Raw genomic sequence first — 16,282 nt, forward strand, 5'->3', positions numbered from 1 at the left:
GGTTATGCGTGTTGCCTCAAATACCCATGCCCCTCATTCCCCCCCAGCCCCTGATACAGATGACGAAGAACTAGTTACATCGACGGTTACCGAACCCAAATCCTCCAAAGGTAATCGCTTGGGGTTCTTTCGCTTTGCCCTGCGCTGGCCTTGGACATTCCTTTTGATCATGTTAGTCTCTGGTGGCGTGGGATTAATTGCCTTTGCTTTGTTGTTCAAGTTGCCAGCAGTACCCAATTGCCCTGCAACTTTTTGGCCGACGGCTTCGGCATCAATGCGCCTCTATTGTGCCCAGCTAGCAGCAAACAAGCAAACCGCAGAGGATTTGCTCAAAGCGATAGAGCTAATTGAGGCCTTACCACAAGATCACCCGTTACGCGAGGAAATTGATAGTCTGACGGAGCAGTGGTCCCTCGATATCTTGAAAATTGGGGAAGCTAAGTTCCAAGCAGGTAAGCTTGATGAAGCAAAAGCAATTGCCAATCGCATCCCCACTAAGTCCAAAGCATCTAAACTCGGGCAAGCTCGGATCGAACGTTGGCAGGGAATCTGGGCTAAGGCAGAAGGTATTTATCAGAAAGCTGAACAACAACTAAGGGAATCTCACTGGACTGTCGCATTTAGAGAGGCGGTAAAATTAACCTCTTTAGATAATAAATATTGGGCGGCAGTCAAGTACGACGAAATTGTCGATCAAATTTCAATTGCTCGCGATGACAGCCAGAAGTTGGATAAAGCTCGCGATTTTAGTCAAAGTAACAGTGTAGAGGATCTCTTAGCAGCAATTAAGGAAGCAGATAAAATTTCTCATAAAAGTTATGCTTATAAAGAAGCTCAGGATTTAATTGCTGAAGCTGGCAAGAAGTTAGTCGAGCGGGCGCGGAACCGCTTAGAAAGACGAGATTGGCAAGGGGTTCTGGAAATTGCTAATAAACTGCCCGATAGTGTTAAATTACCGGAAGTTAAATCTGACCTAATTGCTCTGGCAAATGCTATATCTGCCGCTTCATCCGGAACGGTTTCTGATTTAGAAAGTGCAATTGCAGCGGCAAAAAAAGTAGGGAGCGGTCGTCCTCTATATAATGAGGCAGAGGCATTAAGCGATCGTTGGCAACGAGAAATTGATGATTTGGCTAGACTGGATCAAGCGAAAACTACGGCGAGTTCGGGATTAGTCCCTGACTTGAGGGATGCTATTACCGAAGTCGAGAAGATTCCTAAAGGTAATCCCCGCTACTCTGAAGCACAAGCTGATGCCGGACGTTGGCAAAGTAAAATTGAGGCGACAGAAGACCAACCCTATCTAGATAGAGCCAAACAAATTGCTAGTTTGGGTGGTGCAAGCGGATTGCAAGACGCGATTCAAGAAGCCCGTCGCATTACTGCAGGCCGCGCTCTTTACCCCCAAGCCCAAGAGAAAATTCGCGAGTGGAGTAGCGCTCTTGAGAAAATAGAAGACCAACCTTATCTAGATCAAGCTCGCACCCTGGCCAATTCCGGAAGCCTTCCCTCCGCCATCACTGCCGCCCAACAAATTAAACCGGGAAGGGCACTCTCCCGTGAAGCCCAAAATAATATCAGACAGTGGCAAGCGGAAATTGATGGTCAACAGCGCTTACAGGAATCTTATGAGACAGCTACCCCGGGAACTCCAGAAGCAATATCTAATGCCATCCGCACCGCAAGAGGAGTTCCTAGCGCCGCCAAAGTCAGAGGTGATGCTGTCATCGCCGTCAATCGCTGGAGTTATCAACTTCTGGCAATGGCGCAAGATCGCTCCTCATTCAATGTTACCGAAGCAATTGCGATCGCGAAAATGATTCCCTCTGGTACAGAAGCATATCAGTCAGCTCAAGCGCAAATTCAAGAATGGCAAAAGGGTTTAGAGCCTATTCCCGAAGTTATTCCAATTCCACCTACCGATCCTCAATAATTGAAGGCTGGGGAGCTGGGGAGCTGGGGAGCTGGGGAGCTGAGTTTTAATTCACTCCTCAAAAGTCCTATTTCTATAGAACCCATTTGAGATCTATTCCTATAACTATGAGCCTTGCCACCTATGGATTTGGGCTGTTTTACCGCAGTTGGCTACCCCAGCTATCGTCTTCTTGTTATTGAGTTATACCAGACGGCTTACTTGCCCACCTTATCGGTCAAGAAAAGATGTCAAACGTATTTTATTATCACACAACAAAGTTATAAATAAACACCGGGAATAAATATAAAAAAAATGTTAAGACTATTTGCTTAGTCATCTTGCGTATGGTTATATACAACTAGTGCGGTAGAACCAAACAATCACTGAATAGCCAACTTAACAGACAAGTCATCTGGGCTAATCCCAAGCAATAGAATCTCGCCAGCCAACTGCGGTCAGACTATTGGACGCAATATAAATGGCGCTTTCAAAAATATGTTTACGGCTTTGAGAGATACCTCCTAGTCTGGGATGATATTATCATTTCAAGTTGTATCATAAACAGAATTTTCTAGTTATTGCTAGATTTTTCCGGATTCAATATGTCTGATTATTGTTGGAAATAAATACGTTTAAATGCTAGAAACATTAAGTACAATCTCCCAAGGAGATCCTAGTATTTGTGTTGCTGTTTTGGATGGCCCTGTAGACCGAACTCATCCTTGCTTTCAAGGTGCAGATATAACTTATCTGCCCACCTTGGTGAAAGGAGAAGCGATGGTTGATGGCAGTATGTCCGCCCACGGCACCCACGTTGCCAGCATTATCTTTGGGCAACCGGGCAGTCCAGTCCAGGGGATTGCTCCCCGATGTAAGGGGATAATAGTCCCGGTATTTGCCGATGACCGTCGCAAAACCTCTCAGCTAGATTTGGCTAGGGGGATTGAGCAAGCAGTCAACGCCGGGGCTAATGTAATCAACATCAGTGGGGGTCAACTAACCGACTTTGGCGAAGCCGATGGCTGGCTAAAAAATGCTGTTCGTCTATGTCGAGAGAACAACGTTTTACTAGTCGCAGCGGCTGGCAACAATGGTTGCGATTGCCTCCACGTACCCGCCGCCTTGCCCGCTGTCCTGGCGGTGGGGGCGATGGATGCCAATGGCAAACCCCTGGACTTTAGCAACTGGGGAGAAACCTACCAAATCCAAGGCATCCTTGCACCGGGTGAGGACATCCTAGGGGCTAAACCCGGTGGTGGCACTCACCGCCTTAGCGGTACCAGCTTCGCCACTCCGATTGTCTCAGGTGTAGCCGCCGTGCTGCTGAGTCTCCAGCAGGAGCAAGGTGAAACCCCCAATCCCCAAAAAGTTCGTCAAATCTTATTGCAGAGTGCCTTACCATGCGACTCGGACTTGCCAGAAGCAACCCAAAGGTGTCTGGCGGGCAAACTGAACATCCCTGGAGCGATAACGTTAGTTAAAGGAGGAAAGATGGCTGAGGAATTCACATCAGTCGATGTATCGGAAGTAGAAGCCGCAGGCTGCGGTTGTGGTGGCGGGATAACCAACGCTAGTGAACCCATTGCCGCCCAGTCAGGGCAACCCGCTGCTACCTCGGTTACTGCAACAGACACCCCGGTGGCTGCCCCCAGCAACACTCCCAACTTGCAAGACTTGATCAAATCATTCCCCACCCCTGTAAACCAACAACCAATGATGCCCAACTTAACTGCTAATTCTGTCACTGCCAGCCAAGCCCCCAGCGAACTCGCTGACATGGGTCAACTTGTCTATGCCCTGGGAACCCTGGGCTATGACTTCGGGAGTGAAGCCCGTCGGGACTCGTTTAAACAACTGATGCCCCCGTTTGACTTAGGGGGAGGGGTGATGGTACCAGCAAACCCCTACGATGCCCGCCAGATGGTGGACTACCTGGACGGCAATATTTCTGAGTCGCGATCGCTCATTTGGACGATTAACATTGAATTGACTCCAGTCTATGCGATCGACCCCGCCGGTCCCTTTGCCGCCGAGTCTTACCGTGCCCTCCACGAACTGCTATCCGGTCAAATCCAACCCGAAAACGATGCCGAATACGTTGAACGTGTTAGCATCCCCGGCATCTTAACCGGACGCCGTGTCAAACTCTTCTCCGGTCAAGTTATCCCAGTACTTGAACCCCAAAGCACTCGCGGCATCTACGGTTGGAAAGTCAATAACTTGGTCAACGCCGCGATGGCAGCGGTACAAGCTGAAGATGCCACTGCTGACGAAGATCGCATCCGCAAAACTTTAGATGGCTTCCTCAACCGGATCTACTACGACCTCCGCAACTTGGGAACCACCTCCCAAGATCGCGCCCTCAATTTCTCTGTCACCAACGCCTTCCAAGCGGCCCAAACCTTCAGCGAAGCGGTTGCCGTTGGCATGGAACTCGACAGCATTACCGTTGAGAAGAGTCCCTTCTGTCGTATGGATAGCGACTGCTGGGATGTGAAGCTGAAGTTCTTTGACCCTGAAAACAGCCGCCGTGCCAAGAAGATTTTCCGCTTCACCATTGATGTGAGCGATTTAATTCCGGTTACCTTGGGCGAAGTTCGTTCCTGGTCTTCACCGTATTAAAGGGCAACAGAATTTGGGTGAGAGTGCAACAACAAAATGCACTCTCGCCAAGACATCTAGATTTCTTCACCCTATCTATACGGAGAATCCCACACTACACCATGCGACTTCCTCTCTTGTCTCCCCCCGTCAAACGTCCCCATTTCATCCAGCCCGCGCTCTCCGTGGATTTGGAAAATGGTCGTCCAGAAGATTTGGTCCATATTCGGATGGATTTGCTCCATGCTGCTAACTATAACGATCCTCCAGCCTTTGCCAACCGCAGTTTCAACCAAGTGATGCACTCTAGTGCAAGCCAGAGTCCAGCCAGCCAGGGCTGGGGCGGCTTTGGGGGCATGGGAAGATTCTATTAACGAGCCACTGATAAGCCCCTCATCACGATGCCTCAGCAAAAGGAAACTATGGATAATAAAACAGCAACAACCCCCTCGGAAGCCTCCTCCACCCCTGAACCGAAAAAGTCTTACGTGCCCACAGGCCAGACTGGGCTGCAAGATTATTCCTACTGGTGCGAATACGTCAACAAACATGCCAAAGCGCCAGATCCGGAGAGCAAGCCTTTCCGACGGGGTCGCATCTGGGCTTAACCCCTAGCCCGTCTTGTTATCGTCCACTTAATGACTGTTTGCTCTATGGAATCCACCACACTCCTCCAAATTAAGCCCCATTTTCATGTCGAGGCGATTGAGCCAAAGCAAGTGTATCTCCTTGGCGAACAGAGCAACCACGCCCTCACCGGGCAACTCTACTGCCAGATTGTGCCCCTTTTAAACGGGCAACACACCCTTGAGCAGATTGTGGAAAAGCTGGATGGGGAAGTCCCGCCGGAATACATTGACTATGTGATCGATCGATTGGCAGAGAAGGGCTACCTCACCGAGGCTGCCCCGGAACTATCCTCGGAAGTGGCGGCATTTTGGAGCGAGTTAGGGATTGCACCCCCCGTGGCGGCCCAGGGGCTACAGCAACCTGTGACCCTGACAACGGTGGGCGATAACATCAGTGAAGTCACCGTTGCTGCCCTCGCCACTGCCCTGCGGGACATGGGCATTCCGGTGCAAAACCCCACAGACGGGGATTCTCCAGCCGCTCTAAACATCGTCTTAACCGATGACTATTTACAGCCCGAACTAGCTACCATCAACAAGCAGGCTCTGGAAAGCCAACAAACTTGGCTGATTGTCAAGCCCGTGGGTAGTGTTCTGTGGTTGGGTCCGGTGTTTGTTCCTGGGGAGACGGGATGTTGGGACTGTCTGGCTCATCGGCTGCGGGGCAACCGCGAAGTTGAGGCATCGGTGTTGCGGCAAAAACAGGCACAGCAGCAGCGCAATGGTCAGAACGGGCGTGTGATGGGATGCTTGCCCACGGCACGGGCGACGCTGCCTTCGACTCTGCAAACGGGGTTACAGTTTGCAGCCACTGAGATTGCCAAGTGGATTGTCAAGCACCACGTCAATGCGGCTGCACCGGGAACGGCTCGCTTCCCGACATTGGATGGCAAGATTATCACCTTCAACCAGACGATTCTGGACTTGAAAACCCATATTTTGATTAAGCGATCGCAATGTCCGACCTGTGGCGATCCCAAAATTTTGCAGCGGCGAGGGTTTGAACCGCTGAAGCTGGAATCGCGCCCAAAGCATTTCACGTCAGATGGCGGTCATCGCGCCACCACTCCAGAACAGACGGTGCAAAAATACCAGCACTTGATTAGTCCGGTGACGGGAGTGGTAACGGAACTGGTGCGGATCACCGATCCGGCTAATCCGTTGGTACATACCTACAAGGCAGGCCATGCCTTTGGCAGTTCCACTTCCCTGCGTGGTTTACGGAATATGCTACGCCACAAGAGTTCTGGCAAGGGCAAGACTGACAGCCAATCCCGTGCTAGTGGTTTATGTGAGGCTATTGAACGCTATTCGGGCATCTTTCAAGGGGACGAACCCCGTAAACAAGCAACCTTGGCTGAACTGGGAGATTTGGCCATTCATCCAGAGCAGTGTTTGCATTTTAGTGACGCGCAGTATGCTAACCGAGAGGCTTTAAATGCCCAAGGTTCAGCAGCGGCCTATCGCTGGATTCCCCTGCGATTTGATCCTAGTCAAGCGATTGACTGGACTCCGGTATGGTCCTTGACTGAGCATTCGCATAAATATCTGCCTACTGCCCTTTGTTACTACAATTACCCTTTGCCAGATGCTCATCGCTTCTGTAAGGCGGATTCTAACGGTAACGCTGCGGGCAATACCCTAGAAGAAGCCATCCTGCAAGGGTTTATGGAACTGGTGGAACGGGACAGTATAGCGATCTGGTGGTACAACCGCCTACGCCGTCCAGAGGTGGATCTGAGTACCTTTAATGATCCCTATTTTATCGATTTGCAACAGTTCTATCGAGAACAGAATCGTGAATTATGGGTGTTAGATGTGACTGCTGATTTCGGGATTCCGGCGTTTGCCGGGCTATCACGGCGCACGGTGGGCAGTTCGGAGCGTGTCTCTATTGGTTTCGGAGCGCACCTTGACCCGACAATTGCTATTCTTCGCGCTGTCACTGAGGTCAGTCAAGTGGGACTAGAACTAGACAAAATCCCTGACGATAAGCTCGATGGCGAGTCCAAGGACTGGATGCTCGGGGTAACTCTGGAGACTCATCCTTGTTTAGCACCAGATCGATCGCAGCCAATGAAAACCGCCAGTGATTATCCGAAGCGTTGGAGTAATGACATTTACACTGACGTGATGGCTTGTGTAGAGATTGCTCGCACAGTTGGGTTAGAAACGTTGGTATTAGACCAAACGCGACCAGATATCGGATTAAACGTGGTTAAGGTCATCATACCGGGAATGCGAACTTTTTGGTCACGGTTTGGACCAGGGCGGCTCTATGACGTACCAGTAAAACTGGGCTGGCTCAAGGAGTCACTTCCTGAAGCTGAGATGAACCCGACGAATATACCGTTTTAACTTGGCAGCCACCAAATATTTAAGAATTTGCTTGGCAATAATTCCCTTCAAATTGCCAACTAACAAGCTTCGCCGCAAGGTGGAAGGGGGCTAACCCACCCTAACGGGTCTAGTAAACCAAATCAAACAATAGAGGTAAACCTCCAATGAACAAGAAAAACATCCTACCCGCACAAGGCAAACCCGTCATCCGTATGACTGCTGGCCAACTTCCTAGCCACTTAGCTGAACTCTCTGAGGAAGCTCTCGGTGGTAATGGTGCAGAAGCGTCTATTACCGTTTGTGCGTGTGCGTATGACGGTGCAGAAGCGTCTATTACCGTTTGTGTGTGTGCGTATGACGGTGCAGAAGCGTCTATTACCGTTTGTGTGTGTGCGTATGACGCAGAGTAATCTCATCTAGCCTTTTCTAAGAGCGTGGTATTTCATCAAGTACCTTCGCCTGAGAATAGGATAGTTTCAGTGGAGATGGGGTCAAAGATTGTATCAACAGCCATCACAATTTTCTGGCGAGGTTGTTTTATCTCTATACTCCATCTCCATATAATCATAAGTAAGAGAACAATTAACTATGAATCTAATTAGTCCCCTTCAAGATGGTCAGTCTAAGGAGAAACGACTCCGAGCGATTCGTGAGCATTTAGAGGCTTTTGATGTGGCTCCAGAGTTTCCTCTCTCTCTTTTTGAGCAAGCAGTTGTGGATTTAGACTGTTGTTGGGGAATTGAACCATCTTGTAAGGTAGAGGGAAATAGATTATTTGCGGGTCGGTTTAATGCCTCGATGGTGAATTGGCCCCGGTCAATAGAACAGTCCTTGAATTTTTTAGATGCAGTTAAATGTCGGGTTGGCATTTCAGTTGATCGTGAATTGTTGGATAAGTTTTTAGCAGTTCATATTAATTCTCATAAAATTATTGGTAGTGTGTTCGGGATTGATTTGCGGCCAAATATTAAGGATTCTAGTCTTAAAGTTCATATTCGTTTAGCAGAAGATCAAGATTGTGATGAGCTAGTTATGACGGCAATTGCTCTTGATCAAGGTTCCTATTCGCCCGAAGTTATTCAGGTACTTCTCAAGGACTGTTATATGATCGGGTTTGATTTTTTTCTGAATGGATATAGTGTCTTAGAATTTTACACTAACTGTGCTGGGAAAAAAAACCTTTCAATATTGGGAAAAAAGGGTCAATATCTACGTTCTTATCTGGAAAGAAATTTCTCCCCAAAAATTATTTCTCTAGCTAATCAATCCGCTATTTTTATTATTGGTTTTTCCCAAGGGAATGAGCAACCAGTTTTGTATTTTGAGTTTGATGAGTTAAAAGACATCAAAAAAAGCTTTTTATTTAACAGTTTAGGGGAGAGAATTTATGGTTTTTGTCAAAATAATGAACCATCTGGGTTTTTCGGAATCGGTGTAACTGAAAAAGCTCTAGAAAAAAACAAGTTAGAAGAATTTCGCTTCTACTATCGTAAAAAATGTGATTGAAAGTTTGGGGTTAAATTACAGTGAAACTTGATGATTTTATTTACAGGAGAAAACTAAAGTGTCTTTAGATCAGTCATTGCAACAGATAAATTTGCGAGAACGTCGTCTTCATATTGTTCGTTCTCACTTAGAAGCATTTGATGTGGAACGAGTTTTTCCGATTCCAATATTTGAGGAAGCGATCCTGGAAATTGAAGGTACTTGTGGTGTTGATTCTTCATGTAAGGTAGAGGGTAATCAACTATGGGCGGGACGTTTTGAAGTTTGTAATTATATAGGTGTAACTTGGCCAGAATGTCTCAATCCTACGGTTAAATTTTTAGATAAACTTGAAAATTATTTAGGAATTAAGATTAAGCGTCAGGCATTTGAGCAATTTTGTGCAACTCACTTTAACTCTCGTAAAATTATTAATAATAGTATTGGGATTCGTGTCGATCCTAATCTTAAAAAGTCAAGTGTTAGTCTATATTTTCATCTCGATCACGATCAAGATCCTGAAGAGTTAGTTAGAACGGCAATGACTCTCGATCAAAGATTTTACCCAGAGGAATTAACACAAATCCTCATTAGAGAAACAATTCTTATTGGTTTTGAACTTTTTTTTGACGGTCGTAGTATTATTGAAATTAGTCCTGGTGCGCCAGCAATATTTGGAGATTTAGGACAAAGAGGGAGTTATCTTACTCCTTATATTGAAAAACATTTTTCCGAAAAAGTAAATTCTCTGTTTAGAAAGTCTCATTTAATATGGTTATCTTACTCTGGGGCTTCTACGGAGCCGGTTTTGTGGTTTTTTTTCCCAGCTGCCAGTGTTAAAAATATATCAACCTTATTTTCATTTAATGATTTGGGGGATAGAATCTATAGTTTTGTCAAAAATCAAGATTGTGTTGTAGATGCTACCGTTGTTGTTACGGAAAAAGAGCTAGAAAAAAGTCGCTTAGAAAATTTCTGTCTTTTTTATACGCGAAGGGATAGCTACCAACCTTATCCTGAATACAAGGAAATGATGGCCCGACGGACTCCCCATCAAGGATAGAGAAAGAGTCCATGATGAAGCAGGAAATAAACCTCAGTGTGACGTAATATACCACGTTGTATCACTTTATGTAGCAGGCAAGAATATGGCAATAGAATTTAACCATTTATACATTACTCTCAACCCAGAAACCCTAGAGTCAATCGCTAAATCAGAGTTCATTGATCAACAATTCTGCACAATGTCCACAGATACCGTAAAAACTGATGCAGAAAGTTGGACGGGAACTTATCTTAGGGGAAAAAATGCCTATGTTGAGCTTTTTCCGCCGGGGGGTGCTGAAGGGTTGAAGGAAGGTTTTTCCGGTCTTGGTTTCAATAGTCCACAAGCAGGAGAGATTGATATTGTGAAGGAAAAGCTCAGATCATTTCTAAAATCTCCAGAAATACTGTCTTATTTACAAGTTCGTCAAACCGAAGTGGGACAAGTCCCCTGGTTTCATTATTTGTCTATCAACCCAGCAGCGAGAGAAGCTTTTGCTTCTTGGTTGATGGAATTTCATCAAGATTATTTAGATTATAAAAACATTAAACTAACCAGTGGAGGTTGCTTTGACCGTGCTGCTTATCTTAAAGACCTTAATACTTCCGAAACCTGTTTATTTACAATTGCCCTTTTGCTATTTCCCTTAATCCCGATATTCAAGTTAGTAATCTCTTGTCCTGGCATTAAACTACCCCAATTCTTAACATCAAATAAGATTCCATTTCTAATAATTTCACCGATAGCTGCTTTCATTGACTAACTTAACCTAATCCATCGTTTTCCATTATCCACCCCTATGAACAACAATCACCCTTTCGCCGTCTCTCTTAACCCCGATATTCAAGTCACCAGTGCCGAGGATAAATACACTCTGCACTCGGCAGAATCAGACCAGACTGCTTTGCTAACCCTTGCTACAACTCCCGGCATCAGTGTTGCTCTCGATTATCTCAAGGCGGGTGACACCACTACTGAATCACTGATAAAAGCCTTAACCGAACTTGACGGTAATACCGCCGGTGAAGCATTCACACTGAAGTTACAACAACTCGATGAGCGAGGTTGGTTGAGTTATGCCGTGTTGCCTCTAGCAATGGCAGTCCCGATGGTGGATTCCGCCGAGTTGAATCTAACCCAACCCCATTGGACACAAACCAAGATCACTCTTTCCCGCTTTGCCTATCAACATTCCTACGAAGGCACAATGGTGTTAGAGTCCCCTCTGTCCAAATTTCGGGTTAAACTGCTCGACTGGCGAGCCAGTGCAATTCTGGCTCAACTTGCCCAGTCCCAAACATTAGGGACAATTACGCCGCCACCTTACCTGGGTCCAGAAACCGCCTATCAGTTTCTTAACCTGTTGTGGGCAACGGGATTCCTCACGACTGACCCGGAAATCCCCTCCCTTCAGCTTTGGGATTTTCATAACCTGCTGTTCCACAGCCGCAGCCGCTCCGGTCGCCATGACTATCCAGCCATTGACCATGATATAGACCATTGGGCAGATTTCCCTGTTGTGAAGCCGCCTATGAGCGATCAGATTGTGCCGCTACCACGTCCGAACTTAGGGGCATTGATGTCTAATGATGCCACCCTCACGGAAGCGATCGAAACACGGAAATCTGTTAGAGAATATGATGATAACCATCCCATCACCATTGAGCAACTGGGAGAGCTACTTTATCGTACTGCTCGTGTTAAGGAATTGCTTTCTGTAGAAGAATGGTTTGGGAAGAATTGGCGAGAAATAATCGGTTTTGAAGCCGATATTGACTTTGGCGAGTTAAGCCGTCGCCCTTATCCGGGTGCAGGAGGAATGTATGAATTAGAAATCTACCCAATGGTACGGCTTTGTGAAGGCTTGGGTCAAGGAGTGTATCACTACGATCCATTGAATCATCAACTAGAGCAGATCAGAGTAACAGAAGACTTGACAGAAGACAATTTTTTTGCTCTATCAGGCTATGATTTTCTCCAGAAAGTGCCAAGAGATCAATTGGAACTACCACAAGTCATTCTTGTATTCACAGCGCGGTTTGGCCGCTTGTTCCGCAAGTACCACTCGATAGGCTATTCGTTAGTGCTTAAAAACGTTGGAGTATTACAGCAAAATCTCTACCTAGTAGCAACAAACATGGGATTGGCTCCCTGTGCCTGGGGGGTTGGGGATAGCGATGCTTTTGGGCAAGCAGTAGGACTGAACTATGTGGAAGAGTCGGCTGTAGGAGAGTTTGCGCTTGGATCTTTGCCCAAAAGTAATGTTAAAGCGAGTGTATATGAGTCAATGGAGGTTAATACCCCAGAAACGTCTACTGAAGTAACTTTATCAGCCATTGCAACTGAATTTGACGGATTTGATCTTGAAACTGAGTCTCTGTCCGCAGGAATTTTGTCCAGTGGGGTTGAACCAGTGGGGTTGATGGCAGAAACTCAGCCGGTTGAGTCCGACGAAGTTAATGAAAATATTTTGCAGCAAGTTGAAGAAACTGGGGCTGAGTCTGCTGATTTACCTGTTTATGCTCAGTTTACATCTGAATTAACAGCTTCAGAGGCTTTAGATAGTGGGGCAGAATCAGATGGCGACCCGGTGGCTGTTTCCGATAGTGAAGTTGAGATTAGTGAAGTTGAGATTAGTGAAGTTGAGAGTTCTGCTACCAAAACGGCGATCGCCCTTCACCCTCACGATCTCGATGAACGGATACCGGGACTAGCTGAACTTCATAACCAAACCTTGGGCGATCCTCGTATCACCATTGTTATTATAGACGGCGATCCAGACCACACCTTGTCTTGTTTTGCCGGGGCTGAAGTTTCTAAAGTTTTCCCCTATTGGCATGAACCAGCAGAACCAATTCCCCCAGAAGATTATGCCAAATTCCAAGAAATCCGAGATCAGGGACTGAAAGGACAGAAGAAAGAAGACGCTCTATCCGCAGCTTTTCCTAATACCAAGGAGCGTATAGAACTTAACGATCATGCTTGTCATGTCACCAGTATCGTCGTAGGTCAAGAACATAGTCCGGTTTTTGGTATTGCTCCTAACTGTCGGGTGATCAATATGCCCCAGGATGCTCTGATCAAGTGGGATGATATGCTGTCTCCCCTCAATTTAGCCCGTGCTTTGGAGTTAGGGATAGAATTAGGTGCAAATATTATTCATTGTGCCTTTTGTCGTCCCACCCAAACGGGTGAAGGGGAGGAAATCCTTGTCCAAGCTATCAAAAAATGCTTAGACAACAATATCTTGATCGTTGCGCCAACGGGAAACAATTTAGACGAAAATTGGTGTATGCCAGCAGTACTATCGGGAACTTTGGCCGTAGGTGCGGCTAAAGTTGATGGTACACCAGCCCACTTTAGCAATTGGGGCGGCAACAACGCAGAAGAAGGTATCCTCGCTCCGGGTGAAGATATTCTAGGGGCGCAACCCTGTACCGAAAAACCCGTGCGCCTAACAGGAACCAGCATGGCTGCTCCCGTGATGACGGGTATTTCTGCACTGCTGATGAGTTTGCAACTGCAAGAGGGCAAACCCGTCGATGCCGAAGCCGTCCGCACGGCACTGCTGAACACTGCCATTCCCTGCGATCCAGTGGTTGTGGAAGAACCCGAACGCTGTCTGCGCGGCTTTGTCAATATCCCCGGCGTAATGAAAGTGCTTTTTGGGCAACCCTCAGTTACCATTTCCTTCGCGGGCGACCAAGTGACCCGCACCGAACGTGCTGGATATGCCATCCCTACCGCTACGGTTGCCCCGGCAAGCATCACGGCTGCTATAACGGCTACGACTGCCAGCCCAGCCGTGCAACCCGCCACTCTTGCTACACCCACGGAAGCATCCGTTACTGCTGCTGACCCCGCCACTGCTGACCCCGCCACAGTCGAAGCCAGCACCGCCTACTCTGGCAACGTTTACGCCCTAGGAACCCTCGGCTACGACTTCGGGGATGAAGCCCGCCGCGATACTTTCAAACAACTGATGGCTCCCGCCGAAGTCAACGGTATCATGGTTCCAGCAGACCCCTACGATGCCCGCCAGATGATCGAACACCTCGATCGCAACCCCGACGAAGCCCGATCCCTGATTTGGACTTTGAGCCTGGATGGAGACACAATCTATGTCCTAGAGCCAACGGGACCGTTTTCAACGGAGATCTACGAGATATTTCTGCTGATGTTGGCGGGGCAACTGGAGCCAGAAACCAGCGATGAATTTGTGGAGCGGATCAGCGTACCAGCCCGACGTACCAACCGCACGGTGGAACTCTTCTCCGGTGAGGTTGTGCCTGTGGTGAAGGTACATGACGTGCGGGGGATGTACGGCTGGAAAGTGAATGCTCTGGTGAACGCGGCAATGGTGCGAATCTCTCGTCAATTAGACGAAGCCCAAGAACCGATCGTGCGACAAGCTCTGACCTCCTTCCTCAACCGAGTCTACAACGATCTACGGAATTTGGGGCAGACTTCGCGCGATCGCGCTCTCAATTTCGCTGCTACCAACATATTCCAAGCAGCTTCCGTCTTTGCTCAGGCGATCGCCCAGAGTCGTCAACTCGACACTATTAACGTCGAAAAAAGCCCCTTCTGTCGCATCAATAGCGACTGTTGGGATGTCAAGCTTGAATTCTTTGACTCAGAAAGTAGTCGTCGATCGCGCAAGGTTTTCCGCTTTACCCTTGATGTGGTGCAATTGATGCCGGTGACTTTGGGTGAGGTGAGGAGCTGGTCAATCCCTGGTAAAGTGAGTTGAACGCACTGGTGAGGGACTCACGTCACAAGAGTCGGTATGGCTTGAGCTTCTGGGCAATTCCAGAACTTCCTTCAAGGTACTCGTAATTTTGGGAATAATCCTAATACCTTTGCACGACTTAAGTTAAAGAGTTTTTCTGAACAGGCATCTTGTCTGTTCCACAATTTGTATTACTAAGGCTCAAAAAGTAAAAACATGGGAATAGAATTCAACCATTTATATGTTACTCTCGATACAGAAACCCTAGAGTCAATAGCCAAATCAGAGTTCATTAGCCAAGAATTCTGCACAATAACCAGAGATACCGTAGAAACTGATACAGAGAGTTGGACGGGAACTTATCTCAGGGGAAAACATAGCTATCTTGAGCTTTTTTCACCAGGAGGTGCTGAAGGGTTGAGGGAAGGTTTTTCTGGTATTGCTTTCAATAGTCAACAAGCAGGACAGATTGATATTGTAAAGGATTTCTTTAGATCCTTATTCGGATCTAAAGAAATCCTTTCTGATTTGCGAGTTCGTCAAACCGAAGATGGAAAAGTTCCCTGGTTTCATTATTTGTCCATCAACCCAGTAGAGAGAGAAGCATTTGCTTCATGGTTGATGGAATTTCATCAGGATTATTTAAAGTATAAAAACATCAAACTTACCAGTGCCGGTTACTTTAACCGTGCTGCTTATCTAAAAAACCTTGATACTTCCGAAGCCTCTTTATTTGACGACATTTCAGAAGTTCATCTTGAATTGACTTTAGCGGAACAGGAGGAGTTAGCATTACTACTTCAAGCTTTTGGCTATGACTCATCTTGCGTAGGAGATGTGACTACCTATCATTCTCATGGTTTTATTATACAAGTAAGCCAGAAAGTTGCTCCCCGTTATCGAATTCGCAAGGTTGTTTGCACGCTGAAGGATAAACCTCATCAGGAAAGAACATTTATGTTCGGTAAAAATGCACAGTTAAATGTGGGTAACTCATTCGCAATTTGGGAGTTTGGATAGCTGATCCCTATATAGAATGCCCGGTGATGGGTTACGGCGCGGAATCAAAACTTAACTGCTCTTCTCTTTCCCTACTCTTCTTCTAGTGCTTCCTGCTGAAACGAATCTCTCGTTCACCAAGCGCGTCAAACAATCGTTCAACAGTCTGAAAAAAATCATAACCTTCTAAATTACTGAAACCCTTGATTTCATTCCCTTCTTCCCCTAGCCCCTAGCCTCTAGCCCCTAGCTATAAATAAAGCGAGAAGGAAAACAAATCCCATCCCGCCGCAGCTCTTGATATTTAAAGATGGCAAATCCCACGATACTTGACAAAGTGGGAATAATATGGTTTACATCCAGCGTTTCTTGCGCCGTGCAATTTCCTTGCGCTTGCGCTTTTCCAAAGGAGTTTCAAAGTTACGGTGTCGCCTCACCTCTGCCAAAATCCCCGGAGACAAAGGAGACAAAGGAGACAAAGGAGACAAGGGAGACAAGGAAGCGATTTTTCTTACCCCACACCCTAGACCCCACAC

At 46.9% G+C, this 16,282-nt stretch carries 11 protein-coding genes and 1 pseudogene; 11 read left to right on the forward strand and 1 reads right to left on the reverse strand.

The genetic code is table 11. The annotated features are described in order from the left end of the window. The 11 genes from NJ959_RS13420 to NJ959_RS13470 all read left to right on the forward strand — a co-directional run. Positions 1 to 1,933: chromosome segregation ATPase (locus NJ959_RS13420; protein ID WP_254012259.1), on the forward strand; the 1,933-nt coding region annotated here is incomplete at its 5' end. Positions 1,934 to 2,551: 618 nt separating this feature from the next. Continuing rightward, the gene (locus NJ959_RS13425) at positions 2,552 to 4,537 is read left to right on the forward strand and encodes a S8 family peptidase (RefSeq protein WP_254012260.1); all 1,986 of its coding nucleotides are present in this window, start codon (positions 2,552 to 2,554) and stop codon (positions 4,535 to 4,537) included. A 101-nt stretch (positions 4,538 to 4,638) separates the two neighbouring features. Next, positions 4,639 to 4,890: a cyanobactin biosynthesis system PatB/AcyB/McaB family protein gene (locus NJ959_RS13430; protein ID WP_254012261.1), complete on the forward strand. Its 252-nt coding sequence runs from the start codon at positions 4,639 to 4,641 to the stop codon at positions 4,888 to 4,890. Positions 4,891 to 4,917: 27 nt separating this feature from the next. Further along, a complete protein-coding gene (locus NJ959_RS13435) occupies positions 4,918 to 5,124 on the forward strand; it encodes a cyanobactin biosynthesis PatC/TenC/TruC family protein (RefSeq protein WP_254012262.1) in 207 nt (68 codons plus the stop codon). A 45-nt stretch (positions 5,125 to 5,169) separates the two neighbouring features. Continuing rightward, complete coding sequence (locus NJ959_RS13440) at positions 5,170 to 7,503, forward strand: TOMM precursor leader peptide-binding protein (RefSeq protein WP_254012263.1); 2,334 nt, start codon at positions 5,170 to 5,172, stop codon at positions 7,501 to 7,503. Between the two features lie 146 nt (positions 7,504 to 7,649). Beyond that, positions 7,650 to 7,895, forward strand: a complete 246-nt coding sequence (locus NJ959_RS13445; protein ID WP_254012264.1) for a DUF5837 family cyanobactin class RiPP — start codon at positions 7,650 to 7,652, stop codon at positions 7,893 to 7,895. Between the two features lie 178 nt (positions 7,896 to 8,073). Then, positions 8,074 to 8,991 carry a LynF/TruF/PatF family peptide O-prenyltransferase gene (locus NJ959_RS13450; protein WP_256529180.1) on the forward strand — a complete coding sequence of 306 codons (918 nt, stop codon included), beginning with the start codon at positions 8,074 to 8,076 and terminating at the stop codon, positions 8,989 to 8,991. A gap of 58 nt (positions 8,992 to 9,049) precedes the next feature. Further along, the gene (locus NJ959_RS13455; protein WP_254012266.1) at positions 9,050 to 10,033 is read left to right on the forward strand and encodes a LynF/TruF/PatF family peptide O-prenyltransferase; all 984 of its coding nucleotides are present in this window, start codon (positions 9,050 to 9,052) and stop codon (positions 10,031 to 10,033) included. 85 nt (positions 10,034 to 10,118) lie between these two features. Then, on the forward strand, positions 10,119 to 10,778 hold the full coding sequence (locus NJ959_RS13460) for a DUF5829 family protein (protein WP_254012267.1): 660 nt from the start codon (positions 10,119 to 10,121) through the stop codon (positions 10,776 to 10,778). Between the two features lie 36 nt (positions 10,779 to 10,814). Beyond that, positions 10,815 to 14,768: a PatA/PatG family cyanobactin maturation protease gene (locus tag NJ959_RS13465; protein WP_254012268.1), complete on the forward strand. Its 3,954-nt coding sequence runs from the start codon at positions 10,815 to 10,817 to the stop codon at positions 14,766 to 14,768. 195 nt (positions 14,769 to 14,963) lie between these two features. Next, positions 14,964 to 15,767 (forward strand): DUF5829 family protein, encoded by an 804-nt coding sequence (locus tag NJ959_RS13470; RefSeq protein ID WP_254012269.1) that lies wholly within the window; start codon positions 14,964 to 14,966, stop codon positions 15,765 to 15,767. Positions 15,768 to 16,099: 332 nt separating this feature from the next. On the opposite strand, the pseudogene rpsU reads toward NJ959_RS13470, so the two are convergent. Continuing rightward, a pseudogene (rpsU, locus tag NJ959_RS13475) lies at positions 16,100 to 16,198 on the reverse strand (30S ribosomal protein S21); the annotation flags it as partial. Positions 16,199 to 16,282: the final 84 nt, after the last annotated feature.

This window comes from Limnofasciculus baicalensis BBK-W-15, assembly GCF_024178385.1.
In the GTDB taxonomy this organism is placed as follows: Bacteria; Cyanobacteriota; Cyanobacteriia; order Cyanobacteriales; family Coleofasciculaceae; genus Limnofasciculus; species Limnofasciculus baicalensis.